The sequence below is a fragment of the Bradyrhizobium sp. IC3195 genome (assembly GCF_020193585.1).
Classification (GTDB): domain Bacteria; phylum Pseudomonadota; class Alphaproteobacteria; order Rhizobiales; family Xanthobacteraceae; genus Bradyrhizobium; species Bradyrhizobium yuanmingense.
Genome location: NZ_JADYVG010000001.1, coordinates 377,787 through 392,396 on the forward strand (window position 1 = coordinate 377,787; position 14,610 = coordinate 392,396).

Consider the following 14,610-nt stretch of genomic DNA (forward strand, 5'->3'; position numbering starts at 1 on the left):
CGCAATGTCACTTACGGATAGGGTGTGCCGTCCTTGTGCAGGAAGCGGCCGTCCGATGCCGGGCTCATCATGTCGATGTCGGAGCAGGTGATGAGGTCGGCTGGCGAGCGTGAGCCGATCTCGAGATAGACCGCCGTCACGCTCGACCTGTTGATCATGTGATGGCCGTTGCCGCTGGCCTTGGGGAAGGCGGCGCAATCGCCGGCGTGCAGCACGGTTTCGCCGCCATCCTCGATCAGCGTCACTTCGCCTTCGAGAATGTAGACGAACTCGTCCTCGTGCGAATGCCAGTGCCGCTGGCTCGACCAGGTGCCCGGCGGCAGCCGCATCAGGTTGACGCCGAAATCCGACAAGCCTCCGGCATCGCCGAGCCGCTTGCGAATGCGCTCGGCGCAAGGCGCGCTGAAAGGCGCCGGATAGCCGGAGCCCTTGCGAGCCGGCACGGTGGCGACGTCGATCTTTGGCATGTGGGACTCCCTGCAATCCACCAACAGACCGGCGGCGCGAAGCATCATCACGATGAACATCGCGGACCAGATCAATATGTGTGGGATGCTGTCATTCTGCGGCTGTTTTGCCCGACGTGTCAAACCGATCTGTGATGATGTCGCGCGAGGACAGGGAGCCGCTGAGCTGTCGTTCCTGGTAGGTAAGTCATTGATCCCGCTAGCGCCGGCTACTGTGCATGGGGTTGTTTTTCGAGTTTTGCTGACCGCTCACGAAAGCGTGCGGCAAAAATGACGTCGGCCTGTCGGCGGGCTCAGTTCCCATTCGTCTTCCACGCGAGATAGACCTGACGGGAGACTGAAATGACTTCGTCCAACTATCGCTGGGTGATCGTCGCCGCCGGCGGCGTGCTTGGCTGCGTCGCGATCGGCGGCATGTTTTCGCTGCCGGTGTTCCTGCAGCCGATCACCAAGGACACCGGCTGGTCGGTGACCGGCATCTCCAGCGCGATGACGATCGGCTTTCTGGCGATGGCCTTCACCAGCATGGCTTGGGGCACGCTGTCCGACCGGTTCGGGCCGCTGCCGGTGGTGGTGACGGGATCGGTCGTGCTGACGCTCAGCCTGTTTGCGGCGAGCCACGCCACCTCGCTTCTCGTGTTCCAGATCGTGTTCGGCCTGCTGGTCGGCGCCGCTTGCGCTGCGATCTTCGCGCCCATGATGGCGACCGTCACGGGCTGGTTCGACTCCAATCGCGGCCTCGCCGTGTCGCTGGTCTCGGCCGGCATGGGCATGGCGCCGATGACGATGTCGCCGCTGGCGGCCTGGCTCGTCTCCGGCCACGACTGGCGCACCTCGATGCAGATCATCGCGCTCGTGGTCGGCGCCATCATGATCCCGGTCTCGTTCCTGGTGCGCCGTCCGCCGGCGCTCGCGCAAGGTCCGGCCGCGCCCGCCGGCGAAACCGCCGGACAAAACGAGATGTCGATGGGCGAGGCGTTGCGCTCGCCGCAATTCCTGATCCTCCTCGCCACCAACTTCTTCTGCTGCGCGACGCATTCCGGCCCGATCATCCACACCGTCAGCTATGCCGTGAGCTGCGGCATCCCGCTGGTCGCAGCGGTGACGATCTACAGCATCGAGGGATTTGCCGGCCTCGGCGGGCGCATCGCCTTCGGCCTGATGGGCGACCGCTTCGGCGCCAAGCGCGTGCTGGTCTCGGGCCTGTTGCTGCAGGCCTTCGGCGCGCTCGCTTATGTCTTCGCGCAACAGCTGACGACGTTCTATGCGGTCGGCGCGATCTTCGGCTTCATCTATGCCGGCACTATGCCACTCTATGCCGTTCTGATCCGCGAGAACTTCCCGCTCAAGATGATGGGCACGGTGATCGGCGGCACGGCGATGGCAGGCAGCCTCGGCATGGCGACCGGCCCGCTCGCCGGCGGCCTGATCTACGATGCCTTCTCCAGCTATGCCTGGCTCTACATCGCCTCCTGGGCGATGGGCTTAGGGGCCTTCCTGATGGCCATGACGTTCCGCCCCTTCGCAAAGCCGCAAGGCGAGGTGGCGCCCGCGGCGGCGTGAATTCGAGATCGAGGCGTGGCGTCAGAGCTGCGCCTCGATCGCGGCCTTGTCGATCACCGACCAGACCTGCCGGATCTTGCCGTCGAGAAATTCGTAGAAGACGTTTTCGCAGAAGGACACGCGCCGCCCGTTGACCGCAAGACCAACGAATGTCCCGACCGGTGTGCAGTCAAACTTCAATCGGGCGGCGATGCGGGGAGGATCGGAGATCAGCATCTCGATATGGAACTGCAGATCGGGGATCTCCCGAACATCCCGTTCCAGCATCGCGCGATAGCCCGCAAGCCCAAGGGGCCGCGCGTTGTGGGTGGCCTCCTCATGCACGAATTGTCCGAGTGCCGGCCAATCCCGCCGATTCAGGCAAGCGATGTAGGCGCGGTAGATGTCGGCGAGGTCGTCTCTCATCATTATCGAAGCTCCCACGGCCTCGACCAACGCGCGAGGACCGCGAACCGGTCCAGCGTCAGAGGCGCTTTTCGAAGAAGAGGTCCGGATAGGGATCGTCGTTGAACCGCGGGATCTCGCGCCAGCCCGTGCTGCGATAGAGCTGACCGGCTTCGGGCAGTGCGCTGTTGGTGTCGAGCCGCAGCAGCGCGATGCCGAGCTCGCGCGCGGCGCTCTCGGCCGCATCCATCAGGCGGCGGCCGAGCCGCAGCCCGCGCGCGGCGGGCGCGACCCACAGCCGCTTGATCTCGGCGTAGCCGTGATCGGTGCCCTTCAAGCCGACGCAGCCGATCGGCAGCGTGTCCGACATCGCAACGAGGAATGTGCCGCGCGGCCGGCGCATGTCCTTGGCGTCGGGGTCGCGTGACAGCGAGACGTCAAAGCCCTGGCTGAAGCGGCGGCCGAGCTCGGCATAGTACTCGCCGAGGCAGTAGCGCGCTTGCTCGCAGCGCGGATCCGTCTCCTCCAGCGCGACGCGCTCGCGCGTCAGCGCGGAGGCGATCAGGTCCATCGCCGCCAGCAACGCCTCGCGTTGCGAATGTTGCGCGAGGAGGCCTTCGGCCTGCGCGTTGGACAGCGCCTCGTAGGCTGCGAACTCGCGCCGGCCCGCCCGTGTGAGCGTTGCCATGCGCCGCCGCGCATCGTCCTCGCGTGCGGCGGTCTCGATCAGCCCCTCGTCCTCGAGGCTGCGGAGCAGCCGGCTCATCAGCCCGGAATCGAGACCGAGATAGTCGCGGATCTCCGCCACGTCCGATCGCCCGTGCCCGATCGCATTGAGCACGCGCGCCGCCCCGAGCGGCCGGCCGCGCCCGAGAAACGACGTATCGAGCGCTCCGACGGCAGAGGTGACGGCGCGGTTGAAGCGGCGAACGCGGGAGACGGGATCGAGCATGATATCTGACTTTAGTCAGATATCTCGGCTTGTCAATCGAGCGAGAGCTGATCGAGTTGCAGTTGCGCGCCTCTTTGTGAGTTGTTCCCGTGTCGCGAGCCGTTACCATGCGGCCGCTCGGGGAGTCTGAATTCACAACGAGCGGAGGCGGCATTGGGCGGGATGGAACGCAAAGCGAAGGGATCGGACCTGTTTGTCGCGGCGTTGGAGAATGAGGGTGTTGACCGCATCTTCGGCATCCCCGGCGAAGAGAATCTCGATCTGGTTGAATCGCTGCGTGCTTCGAGGATCGAGCTGATCCTGACCCGCCACGAGCAGGCCGCCGCCTTCATGGCCGCCACCCACGGGCGGCTGACCGGCAAGCCCGGCGTTTGTCTGTCGACGCTCGGCCCGGGTGCTCTCAACCTGTCGACGGGCGCCGCCTACGCGCATCTCGGTGGCATGCCGATGATCCTGATCACCGGCCAGAAGCCGATCATGAGCAGCCGGCAGGCCCGCTTTCAGATCGTGGACGTGGTGGCGACCATGAAGCCGCTCACGAAACTGTCGCGGCAGATCGTCAGCGCCTCCAGCATCCCGACCGTGGTGCGCGACGCCTTTCGCGTCGCGATGGAGGAGCGGCCCGGGCCGGTGCATCTCGAACTGCCCGAGGACGTTGCCGGGGACGAGGTGCCTGCGGTCCCCGTGATCCCGGTCCATCCGATCGAAATCCCGGTCGCCCATCGCGCCGCGCTCGACCGCGCCGCCGAGATGATCATGGCCGCCAAGCGCCCGCTGGTGATGATGGGCGCTGCGACCAGCCGGCCGCGGTCGACACACGGCATCGCAAGCTTCGTGCGGCGGACCGGCATTCCGTTCTTCACGACTCAGATGGGCAAGGGCACCGTGCCCGGCGGCACCAATCTCTACATGGGCACTGCCGCCTTATCCGAGCGTGACTATGTGCATGATGCCATTGACGCCGCCGACCTGATCGTTGCGATCGGTCACGACCCGATCGAGAAACCGCCCTTCATCATGGGGCCCTCGGGCCCGAAGGTCATTCACGTCAGCTACACGCCGGCGAGCGTCGAGCAGGTCTATTTCCCCGATGCCGAGGTCGTAGGGGACGTCGGCCCGAGCCTGGAGCTGCTGGCGGATCGACTCGAAGGCAAGCTGCCGCAGGCCGCGGCGCTGCTGCCGCTGCGCGAAGAGATACTGAAGCACATCGCCGACCGCGCCACCGAAGCGCGCTGGCCGCCGACGCCGCAGCGCATCGTGCACGACATCCGCCAGGTGATTCCGGAGAACGGCATCGTCGCCCTCGACAACGGCATGTACAAGATCTGGTTTGCGCGCAACTACCGCACCCGCGTCGCCAACACGCTGCTGCTCGACAATGCGCTGGCGACCATGGGCGCCGGCCTGCCGTCGGGGATGATGGCCGCGATGCTCTATCCCGACCGCCGCGTGCTTGCGGTTGCCGGCGACGGCGGCTTCATGATGAACAGCCAGGAGATGGAGACGGCGGTCCGCCTCAAGCTCAACCTGGTCGTGCTGGTGCTGGAGGACAAGGCCTACGGCATGATCCGCTGGAAGCAGGCCGTCGACCGCTTTGCCGATTACGGCATGACGTTTGGCAATCCGGATTTTGCACTATACGCCAAGGCTTATGGCGCCAAGGGTCATCGCATCGAAAGCATCGACAGCTTCGGCACGACGCTCGATGCCGCCTTCAGGGAGGGCGGCGTGCATCTGGTCGTGGTCCCGATCGATTATTCGGAGAACGTGCGGGTGCTGGTCGACGAGTTGCGGGCGCACGAGAAGGCGAAGGCGTGAATTTTGTGCGACGCTCTCACCGTTCGTCATTGCGAGGAGCCCTTGCGACGAAGCAATCCAGACTGTCACCGCGGAAAGATTCTGGATTGCTTCGCTGCGCTCGCAATGACGGAGCCTGTGGCGCACGTCTCGGTTCAACATGACAACCACACTTGTGTTGGGCGTGCCGATCGTCGAAACTCTCCACTACCCAACCAGCCACAGGAATAAAGCATGCCTCGCGTTCGTTGTGTCACCGAGATGGGCATGGGCGTCGACGTCCACGGCAGGGACGCCACCAAGGCGGCCAAGCGCGCGGTCTCCGATGCCATCAGGCATTCCAGCCTCGGCTTCTTCCGGATGATCGGCAAGACCGCGAACGACATGTTCGTGGACGTCACGATCGGCGTGCCGAATCCAGAAGCCGTCGACAAGGAAGCCGTCGCCAAGGAGCTGCCTTACGGCACCGTGACCGTCACCGCGGTCAAGGGCGGGCTGGAGATCCCCTCGGCCACGGAAGTGGCCAACGATCCCATCCTGATCGCCAATGCCGCCGTCATCGTCAGCTTCGACAAGGATTAGGCCGATGTCCGCGAGCGATGAGGCGCTGCTGGATCGCCCGATCTGGAGCGCGTTGACGACGAGCCAGAAGCATCTGGCCGAGGGCGGCCCGCGGGCTCTGCGCTATCCCGTGGACATGACGCCGTTTGCCGATATGGCGGACATGTCCGCGGCAAGTTTTGCGGCGCTCGGCGATCTCATGTCGGGTTCGCAAGTCGCAGTGCTGTTCACGCCCGAGCCCGTCGAAATTCCCGCCGGCTTCAAGGTGCTGCTCGCGGAGCCCGGCGAGCAGTTGATCGGCTCGCCCGCCGACACTTCGCTGCGCGATGCCGAGATCGTCCGCCTCGGCGCGACTGACGTTCCCGCCATGATGGCGCTGACCGAGCTGACCAAGCCCGGGCCGTTTGCGGCGCGGACGCACGAGCTCGGCACATTCCTCGGCATCCGTGCACGCGGCGAGCTGGTCGCCATGGCCGGCGAGCGGATGAAGCCGGGCAATTTCACCGAGATGACGGCGATCTGCGTGCATCCCGATCATCGCGGTCGCGGTTACGCACAGGCGTTGCTCGCCGCCATCGCGCGCCAGATCGAGGCGCGCGGCGAAATTCCGTTCCTGCACGTGTTCGCGAGCAATACGTCTGCCATCGCGCTGTACCAGCGGCAGGGCATGCGGATTCGGCGCCGGCTGCAGGTCACCGTGCTGATGAAGCAGGGATGAGCTGCACCGTGGGCTTCATATCCTGAGAAATCGCGCTATATCGATTCCAACCACAAATCGGGGGGGAGCACATGGACGCCAGAACGACTGATTTTTCCGCCGTACGGACGGCGATGCAGCGCTACGTCGATCAGGAGATCATTCCCGGCGTATCCTGGGCCGTGCTGCGCGGCCGCGAGGTGGTCGATCAGCAATGCGTGGGCTTTGCCGACCGAGAGGCCAACACTGCGCTGCGGCCCGATCATATCTTCCGGGCGTTCTCCAACACCAAGATCTTCGTCACCTGCGCGATCATGCTGCTGGTCGAGCAAGGCCGCATCGGCCTCGATGACGCAGTCGAAAAATTCCTGCCGCAGCTCGGCAATCGCAAGGTGCTGAAGCAGAACGCTTCGAGCCTTGCCGATGTCGAGCCGGCGAAGAGCCCGATCACGATCCGCCAGCTCCTGACCCACACCTCCGGCCTCAGCTACGGCATCTTCGATCCCGGCACGGTGCTGTTCAAGGGTTACAACGAGGCGCGCGTGCTCAATCCGCTAACGCCGCTCAGCGACATGATCGACAGGCTCGCCGACCTGCCGCTGTCCTATCACCCTGGCACGGCCTGGGAATATTCCGTGGCGACCGACGTGCTCGGCCGTGTGGTCGAGGTCGTCTCGGGCCAGCCGCTCGACGCCTTCCTGAAGGCGCGCATCTTCGATTCCCTCGGCATGACCGACACCGGCTTTTATGTCCCCGAGACACAGCAGGGCAGGCTGGTCGCGCTCTACAACGGCGCCGACGTGCTCGACCCCATGAAGCCCGGCCTCACGCGGGCCGACCATCTGCCTTACCCGCAAGCCTATCGGCGGCCGCTGCCGCGGCTCTCGGGCGGCGGCGGTCTGGTTTCGACCTTGCCGGACATGCTCGCGCTGCTGTGTGCGCTGCTGCCCGGGTCCGATGCGTTGCTGAAGCCGGAAACGCTGCGGCAGATGATGACGAACCAGCTGCCCGCAGGCCAGACCATCCGCTTTGCCAATCTCGGCCCGATTCCCGGCAAGGGCTTTGGCCTCGGCGGCGCCGTCACCTTCGGGCCGACACCGTTCGATCCGCCGAACTCGACCGGTGAATTCCAATGGGGCGGCCTGGCCGGGACCCATTGGTGGATCTGTCCGGAAGCCAATACGGCGGGCGTGCTGATGGCCCAGCGCTATATGGGCTTCTGGAATCCGTTCTTCTTCGAGTTCAAGCGCCTGGCCTATCAGGCGGTCGGAGCCTGATCGCAAAAAAATCTTCCGTCAGCGCGAATCCTTCTTGGCCGTCGCGTCCTCTTGTTGGTCGAGGCAATCGGTCTCGGCCCATATCGGAGGATGTGATGGGATTCTATAGGAAGAACATCGGCGGACTGCATCAGGTGGTGCGGGTCGTCCTGGGGATTGCGGTGGCGGCTGCGGCGTTCGTTTATCTTGCCGGCGCGACAGCATGGCTGGTCGCGCTCGGTGGCGCCGGCTTCGCGCTGACCGGTCTCGTCGGTTATTGTCCGATGTGCGCGATAGCGGGCATCGGCAAGGGAGGGGTGTCGTGAGCGCGGCGGCGATCTCGCCAAACCTGTTCGAGGCCGCGCGGCTCGGCGATGCCGAGGCGATTGCGCGTCTGCTCGAGACGACGCAGCCAGATATTCGTCGCTATGCGCGGGCAACCTGCCGCAGCTCGGCGGACGCCGAGGATGCGACGCAGGAGGCCCTCTGGATCCTGTTCCGCCACGTCGGCACGATCCGTTCGCTGCTGGCATTGTCGGCCTGGTTGTTCAGCGTGGTCCGGCGCGAATGCCTGCGGCTTGCACGCCGAACCGGCCTCGTGCCGACTGTTGATGGTGCCGAGGCGGAGGCCGCACTGCTGTTGCGCCCTGAGGCCGATCTGCGGCTCGACGTCGCCGCGGCGTTCGAGGCGCTGCCGCTGCACTATCGTGATGTCGCGCTGATGCGCGACGTCAAGGAGATGACGATCGACGAGATTGCCGCCGCGCTCGGCGCGAGCAGGCAGACCGTGAAGGCGCGGCTGCATCGCGCCCGCGCGTTGATGCGCGAATATCTGACGAGATGAGAGGCGACCGGATTCAAAGAAAGAAAATGGAGTGACGTGGGCGGGAGACGTCGCCTCCCGCCCACGGTTTCGCTTTAGTCCTTCCACGGATCGAACTCGCCTTCGCCGGCCATGGCGACGGCGAATGGCCGCAGCGTGTGCAGCACGCGCACGGTGCCGGCGTGCTGGGCCAGCACGTCCGGCAGGCGGCGATAGGCCATCGGGCTCTCGTCGAGGTCGGCACCGATCAAGGTGACGCCGCGCTCGTTCAGCCAACGGTCCATCTCCTCGCGCGAGAAGCGCCGCTTCGCCTCACGTCGTCCGAACAGGCGACCGGCGCCGTGCACGGTCGAGTAGAGCGAGGCCTTGGCTTCCGGGCTGTCGACGCCTTCGAGGATGACGGCGTCGTCGCCCATCGAGCCTCCGACGAACCCCTTCTGGCCGGGAAACGCCGGCGTCGCGCCCTTGCGCACCACCCACAGATCCTTGCCGTCGTGGGTCTCACGCCAGGCATAATTGTGGTGGTTGTGCACGCTCTCGGTCACGCTGCCGCCGATGATCTGGCGGACGCGCTCGACGACCCATTCGCGGCCCGCATAGGCATAGCGCCCGGCGAGCTGCATCGCCGCGATGTAGCGGCGGCCGAGCTCGCTGTCCTCGTCGACTACGGCGGGCGGGACGTTCATGCCGTCCTTGCCGCCGGCGGCCTTGAGGTAGCGCGTCGCGGAGGTGTGCCCGAGACCGCGGCTGCCGAAGTGGACGCCGATCCAGACGAAGCCTTCCTCGTCGCGCATGAGGTCGACATAGTGGTTGCCCGATCCGACCGTGCCGAGCTGCTTCACCGCCTTCTGACGGTAGTCCTCCATGTCGCTTTCGCGCCAGGCCTCGCCGTCGTCGAACAGGTCGTGCTCGGCCCGTTCCGCGTTGGCACGTCCGACGCCGAACGAGATTACCTTGGCGACGTCGCGGATGATCGTGGGAGCGATCCCCGCGATGTCGTCGAAGCGCGTGTCGAGCCGAGCCGCCATGTTGCCGCAGCCAATGTCGAAGCCGACGCCGGAGATGCTGATCTGCTTCTCATAGGCGATGACCCCGCCGACCGGCTGCGCATAGCCGAGATGGCCGTCGGCGCAGATCACGCCGGAGACGACATTGCCGATGGCCATGCAATTGCGCATCTGCGCGATCGTCGCCTCCTCATGCGGGCCGAACACCTTCAGCGGCGCATTCTGGAAGCGGGCGTCCTGCGTCCGGAACGCGGCAATCGAGCTCGCGGTCGCATTGGCCTCGCGGGCAAGATGCTCCTTGCGCGCTGCGTCCTTGTACAGGCACCAGGCCGGCTGGCCGCGGCCTTCGCCGACGCGCGAGTCGGGATCGACACCGGCGGCGAGGCAGAGCTCGCGGGCGCGTTCCATGTAGGGATCGGGTCGTCGCATGGTCGTAGATCCTTGTCATTCCGCGCGCACCATAACGGGGGCGGGCGGATCATTTCAGAGATTTCGCTGGCCCCGGGCGCATCTCAAGTCCGGGGCCATTGTTGTTGCGCGTCAGGTCAACGCCGTCTCGGACGCCGCGATCCACGCGACCACGGCCTCGGAGAAGCCGTTGACGCGGGTCCAGGCGCCGTGACCGACGCCGTGCTGATACGAGGCCACGTTGACCATGGTGCCGCGCGCCCTCGGCTCGGGCACCTGGTCGTGGCTCTGCTCGTCGGTGAAGACGATGAGGCGATCGCCCTTGCGGTCGATCTCCGTCACCGCCTTGCCGAGATAGGTTCCGCCATGCGGCTGCGAGTTGATGATCGCATCCCGCAGCGCGAAACCGCGGCGGGGAGGGACCTTCACGACCTCGTTGGAGAAGGTGAAGATCTCGACCTCGTCGCAGATCTCGCGGGCGAGAATGGCAAGGCCACACGCCGCCTCCGCGCGCGTCATTTCCGACTGCGCGGAGAGGGTCGCGAACATCGAGCCGGACACGTCGATCAGGAGCCGGGTGCGGCCCGGAAGCCGCACATGGTCCTTGATCGACTTGAGCATCGCAGCCTCGAGCTCGGGCTCGAAGTCCGGCGCATAGCGCGCCGCCGTGATGAAGCGATAGGGCAGGATACGATCCGTCCGCATCGCCTCGATCGCGCCTGCGATGGTCTCGCGCGGGACCTGCGCGTTCTGCATCAGGCGCAGATTGCGCAGTAGCGCCAGGCCGCCGAGCTTTCGCTCGGCGATCAGCCGCTCGAAGGTCTCGCGCTTGTTCTTGCCGGCCGAGAGCGAAACCTCCCAGGTGTCGGGGGAGGCGAGCTCGCCATCGACGAGCTGCTTCCACACCTTCGCCTGATCGGCGTCTTTCGGCTTGGCGTGCACCAGGAACAGAACGTCCCTGATCCGCACCGCGCCGTCGCGGTCCCACTTGGCGAGCTGATAGGCGTCGAACTTGGTCAGCGCGCGGGCAAGACCCTTCTTCACCTGTGCCGAGACCGGCTGGCGCTTGCGCTGCTGCATCGGCCCCAGCGCATCCGCCCAGTAGATCGCGAGCAGCTCCGTCATCTCGTCGGGACGCTGGATCACCTGGGCGAGCGTGTCGGCAACGAGGGTGCGGTGCTTCTCGTTCCGCGCCATCTCGCGGATGACGAGGAGCGGTGCGTGCCGCAGCTTCATCACCTCGCGCGCCTCGATCGCAAGCTGCGCGACGCGCGCGGGCGCGACCTTGGGCACGAGGGCCTTGATGCGGTCGGCGATGGCGACGCCATCCTCGTAGAACTGGTCCTCCCACAGGAGGCAGTTCATCAGCGCGCGCTTCAGCTCCATCTCGGGCGTGAAGCGAATTGCGCGTGCGCCCTCCCGCGTGAAGGCGCGAACGATCTTGTTGAGCCTGACCATGATGGCCTCCTCTTGGGTTGATGGGGATGGAAACGGTGCCGGGGAACAGGCGAGGCTGTACTGCCCTTGCGGGCAAGTCACATGCTCTACCGCTGAGCTACGGACTTTCGTCCGGAAGGAGTCGAACCTTCGACATTGCGATCCGAAGTAACAGCGCTCTTCACCACCGGCGGTGGCTAGGGGACACGATCCGGGAACGGGCGATTGCTGTACCCGACGAGCCGAAGCTCGCCGGAAAGCGCTCTATCCTCTGAGCTACCGGTGCATGGGACACCGGGCGGGATTCGAACCCGCGACCTCTCGCGTTGCAGGCGAAGTAACAGAAATCTTCACCACGGATCGTGATGGGTTGGCGGGGAACGATCGATGCTGTTGCTGCCCTTGCGGGCGATCCGCCTTTCGGCGCGCAGGGTTCGAACCTGCTCGGCGCTTTCACGCCTTTACCACGAAGTAACAGACATCTTCACCACCGCCAGGCCGGTGCTTTCGCATCGGCCATTGATGGGTAGGCTGGGGAACGGGCGATATCGGCTTTCAGTGACAACAACACAGTCTCTGTCCCCAACGGACAGATCCTGCGCCGGGCCGCGTGCAAGCCTTTTCCGAGGCCGCATCCCGGTGCGTGTGTCAAAGGCGGGAGGCATACCCGCTGTGCCGTGTGGAGAAGTATCCGACATCTTCACCACCAGCGTCGGTTGAGCCGCGATCCCTCACGGCAAACCGAGTTACAAAAATTCGATCGCGGCGCTGTCGACGCGCCGCACATTGCGAACCCACTGGGTTCGCTCTGCCATCGGTGTCCGGCTCATCGCCTCGTTCCCTCCGGCAGGCCCCGCGCATTTGGGCACGCGCCTCTCCAGCGCGAGCCCCGAGATCCGGGTCTCTCGTTCCGGCCATTGCCGGGATGTTCGGTGGGGCCGCGCGGCGGGCAACAAAAAACCCTCCGGAGCGGCAGGCTCGGGAGGGTCCGTGAGAAGCGGACTGTCGATCTCGCGGTCAGGCAAGATCGCTCCCATGAGCCGGGCATGCGCAATCGAACAGCTTTGGGCTATTCGGTATGCGGATAATTCTTTCGTAGCGGTACGACATCGCTCGGTTCATGGTGTCTGTCGCAAACGGAAGTGCTTGCGAGGGCGCGGGACATACGCCCGCAACTTGCGGATGTCAAGCGAGACGCGCGAGGAAACTGAAATTGACGGACGCATGACTTGCAAAAACTATCTGGGGCTCGACGGATTTCGCTTCGGCTGGGTCGCAGCGTGGATTGACGAGCGCGGCGATCAAGGCTTCGATTATTCGCCGAGCCTGATGCGTCTGCTCGCAATCCCGCACGCCCGCGCGATGATCGACATGCCGATCGGACTGAACGCGAGCGGCTACCGCGCCTGCGATTTGCGCGCACGCGAACTGATCGGCCCAGCCGTGTTTCTCGGCGCGCGCCGCGACCTCTGGGCGTTCCACGACATGGCGGCGGCCAATCGCCATTACTGGAAGCACGAAGGCGAGGGCAGGGGCGTGTCGGCGCAGCTCTGGAATATCAGGGACAAGATGAGGGAGGTCGACAAAGCCATGACGCCGGCGCGGCAGGCGACGATCGGCGAAGCGCATCCGGAATTGATCTTCTGGAATCTGGCAGGACGCGTGCGGCTCGAACCGAAGTCCTCGCCGCGGGGCCGCGAGCAGCGTATCGCGCTTTTGAGAGGCCGCGGCTTCACTGAGGTCAAGAGATGGCTCACGCTTCGCCACGGCACCGGGATCGGTCGCGACGATCTCATCGACGCCTGTGCCTGCGCTGTCGCAGCGCGCGACAGCACGCAATCCGTTGGTGACGGCAGGATCGATCCGCGCGGACTACGGATGGAGATCAACTTCTGAAGGCGATCAGCCCTGCCGCTCGCCTTTACCTTCCAGCCGGCAGCGACTATTGCGGCTTGGAGTCGAGCGGACGTCTTCGTCGTCCAGTCTTGTTGCTCTCGCTTCGTACTCCTCGGCCATCGCCCGCAACCGCTGCGCCGCTTTGCTGTGCGTGAGATCGTTCGCGACGCGGCGACAGCGTTCGGCGTGGTCGAGCAGGGCGCGTTTCTCGATGTTCATTAAGCGACAACGCGCGAGGGGGCCATTGGTCCCTTTGAGAGCCGCCGGAACAGAGCGATGCCGTCGCAGCGAGATCGGGAAAAAATAGCAATATTTTGTCGTCGCCTGGAACGTGGCGCCTGAGCCGACGTTCTACGCCAGAGGCTGTCGAGGGATATACAATACAATGTACGACGTGTGCCAATTGGCGACCGCGATGCTCGCGGTTGCCTTTACGGCCCTGCTGCTGATCACGGGTCAACGGTTCATCGAGTCTCGGCTGCAGTATGAAGCAATGCCCCCGTTCGTGGCGATGGCGACACTGCCGCCCTAGCACAGCCGGAAGTGACTTGCGCGGTGCGGTACCTTGCCTAGATTGAGCACGCCTCAGTCCATGCACCCAGAGTCCCGATGTCCGATATGTCCTCCATTCCTGTCCCCAACTGGGACCGTCTGTCAGTCTTTCCGATCACCAGGCGCTGGCCACCCAAGCATCCGGAATTACTTCAGCTCTATTCGCTGCCGACGCCGAACGGCGTCAAGGTTTCGATCATGCTGGAGGAGATCGAGCTTCCTTACGAAGCGCATCTGGTCGACTTCGGCAAGGACGACCAGAAGACGCCCGAATTCCTCTCGCTCAATCCCAACGGTAAGATTCCGGCGATCCTCGATCCCAACGGTCCCCGCGACAGGAAACCATTGGCGCTGTTCGAGTCCGGGGCGATCCTGCAATATCTCGCGGAGAAGACCGGCAAGCTGCTGCCGCAGGATGCCGCGCGGCGTTATCAGACGCTGCAGTGGCTGCACTTCCAGATGGGCAGCGTCGGGCCGATGTTCGGTCAGGTCGGCTTCTTCCACAAATTCGCCGGCAAGGATTACGAGGACAAGCGGCCTCGTGACCGCTACGTCGCCGAAGCCAAGCGCCTGCTCGGCGTGATGGATACGCATCTGGCCGGCCGGCAATGGTTCATGGATGACGACTACACCATTGCCGACATCTCCATGCTCGGCTGGGTGCGCAATCTCATCGGCTTTTATGGCGCCGGCGATCTCGTCGAATTCGCCCAGTTCAAGGCGGTCGGCGCCTGGCTCGAACGCGGCCTCGCGCGTCCCGCGGTGCAGCGCGGATTGAACATTCCGGCAAGGCCCTGACAAGACCCTGAG

The 14,610-nt window shown here is 64.9% G+C and carries 16 protein-coding genes and 1 tRNA gene; 10 read left to right on the forward strand and 7 right to left on the reverse strand.

Annotated features, from left to right (window positions below; genetic code table 11):
• Positions 1-11 precede the first annotated feature (11 nt).
• Positions 12-467 (reverse strand): cupin domain-containing protein, encoded by a 456-nt coding sequence (locus I6F09_RS01685; RefSeq protein ID WP_225187334.1) that lies wholly within the window; start codon positions 465-467, stop codon positions 12-14.
• A gap of 342 nt (positions 468-809) precedes the next feature.
• On the opposite strand from I6F09_RS01685, the gene I6F09_RS01690 reads away from it, so the two are divergent.
• Positions 810-2,030: an MFS transporter gene (locus tag I6F09_RS01690; protein WP_225187335.1), complete on the forward strand. Its 1,221-nt coding sequence runs from the start codon at positions 810-812 to the stop codon at positions 2,028-2,030.
• Between the two features lie 21 nt (positions 2,031-2,051).
• Here the strand turns inward: I6F09_RS01690 and I6F09_RS01695 are convergent, their stop codons facing one another.
• Positions 2,052-2,438, reverse strand: a complete 387-nt coding sequence (locus tag I6F09_RS01695; RefSeq protein ID WP_109144036.1) for an ester cyclase — start codon at positions 2,436-2,438, stop codon at positions 2,052-2,054.
• Positions 2,439-2,493: 55 nt separating this feature from the next.
• Positions 2,494-3,366 carry a bifunctional helix-turn-helix transcriptional regulator/GNAT family N-acetyltransferase gene (locus I6F09_RS01700; protein WP_109144035.1) on the reverse strand — a complete coding sequence of 291 codons (873 nt, stop codon included), beginning with the start codon at positions 3,364-3,366 and terminating at the stop codon, positions 2,494-2,496.
• A 162-nt stretch (positions 3,367-3,528) separates the two neighbouring features.
• Here I6F09_RS01700 and I6F09_RS01705 point away from each other — a divergent pair, with 162 nt between their 5' ends.
• From I6F09_RS01705 to I6F09_RS01730, 6 genes are all read left to right on the forward strand, one after another.
• A complete protein-coding gene (locus I6F09_RS01705; RefSeq protein ID WP_225187336.1) occupies positions 3,529-5,184 on the forward strand; it encodes an acetolactate synthase large subunit in 1,656 nt (551 codons plus the stop codon).
• 213 nt (positions 5,185-5,397) lie between these two features.
• On the forward strand, positions 5,398-5,745 hold the full coding sequence (locus tag I6F09_RS01710; protein ID WP_036000921.1) for a Lin0512 family protein: 348 nt from the start codon (positions 5,398-5,400) through the stop codon (positions 5,743-5,745).
• Positions 5,746-5,749: 4 nt separating this feature from the next.
• The gene (locus I6F09_RS01715) at positions 5,750-6,442 is read left to right on the forward strand and encodes a GNAT family N-acetyltransferase (RefSeq protein WP_225187337.1); all 693 of its coding nucleotides are present in this window, start codon (positions 5,750-5,752) and stop codon (positions 6,440-6,442) included.
• 71 nt (positions 6,443-6,513) lie between these two features.
• Complete coding sequence (locus I6F09_RS01720; RefSeq protein ID WP_225187338.1) at positions 6,514-7,698, forward strand: serine hydrolase domain-containing protein; 1,185 nt, start codon at positions 6,514-6,516, stop codon at positions 7,696-7,698.
• Positions 7,699-7,793: 95 nt separating this feature from the next.
• Positions 7,794-8,003 carry a DUF2892 domain-containing protein gene (locus I6F09_RS01725; protein ID WP_036022623.1) on the forward strand — a complete coding sequence of 70 codons (210 nt, stop codon included), beginning with the start codon at positions 7,794-7,796 and terminating at the stop codon, positions 8,001-8,003.
• Positions 8,000-8,521 (forward strand): sigma-70 family RNA polymerase sigma factor, encoded by a 522-nt coding sequence (locus I6F09_RS01730; RefSeq protein ID WP_225187339.1) that lies wholly within the window; start codon positions 8,000-8,002, stop codon positions 8,519-8,521. The genes I6F09_RS01725 and I6F09_RS01730 overlap by 4 nt, the downstream gene beginning before the upstream one ends.
• Before the next feature lie 74 nt (positions 8,522-8,595).
• Here the strand turns inward: I6F09_RS01730 and I6F09_RS01735 are convergent, their stop codons facing one another.
• From I6F09_RS01735 to I6F09_RS01745, 3 genes are all read right to left on the reverse strand, one after another.
• Positions 8,596-9,936, reverse strand: coding sequence for an RtcB family protein (locus tag I6F09_RS01735; RefSeq protein ID WP_036022627.1), 1,341 nt, complete (start codon positions 9,934-9,936; stop codon positions 8,596-8,598).
• Between the two features lie 111 nt (positions 9,937-10,047).
• Positions 10,048-11,373 (reverse strand): TROVE domain-containing protein, encoded by a 1,326-nt coding sequence (locus I6F09_RS01740; RefSeq protein ID WP_225187340.1) that lies wholly within the window; start codon positions 11,371-11,373, stop codon positions 10,048-10,050.
• A 106-nt stretch (positions 11,374-11,479) separates the two neighbouring features.
• Positions 11,480-11,635, reverse strand: a tRNA-Arg gene (locus I6F09_RS01745).
• A 941-nt stretch (positions 11,636-12,576) separates the two neighbouring features.
• On the opposite strand from I6F09_RS01745, the gene I6F09_RS01750 reads away from it, so the two are divergent.
• Complete coding sequence (locus tag I6F09_RS01750) at positions 12,577-13,248, forward strand: DUF429 domain-containing protein (protein ID WP_225140231.1); 672 nt, start codon at positions 12,577-12,579, stop codon at positions 13,246-13,248.
• 6 nt (positions 13,249-13,254) lie between these two features.
• On the opposite strand, the gene I6F09_RS01755 is transcribed toward I6F09_RS01750, so the two are convergent.
• Positions 13,255-13,467 (reverse strand): hypothetical protein, encoded by a 213-nt coding sequence (locus tag I6F09_RS01755; protein ID WP_128262035.1) that lies wholly within the window; start codon positions 13,465-13,467, stop codon positions 13,255-13,257.
• A gap of 166 nt (positions 13,468-13,633) precedes the next feature.
• On the opposite strand from I6F09_RS01755, the gene I6F09_RS01760 reads away from it, so the two are divergent.
• Positions 13,634-13,780, forward strand: coding sequence for a hypothetical protein (locus tag I6F09_RS01760; protein ID WP_192893234.1), 147 nt, complete (start codon positions 13,634-13,636; stop codon positions 13,778-13,780).
• An 86-nt stretch (positions 13,781-13,866) separates the two neighbouring features.
• Positions 13,867-14,598, forward strand: a complete 732-nt coding sequence (locus I6F09_RS01765) for a glutathione S-transferase N-terminal domain-containing protein (RefSeq protein WP_036022638.1) — start codon at positions 13,867-13,869, stop codon at positions 14,596-14,598.
• The last annotated feature ends 12 nt before the right edge of the window (positions 14,599-14,610 follow it).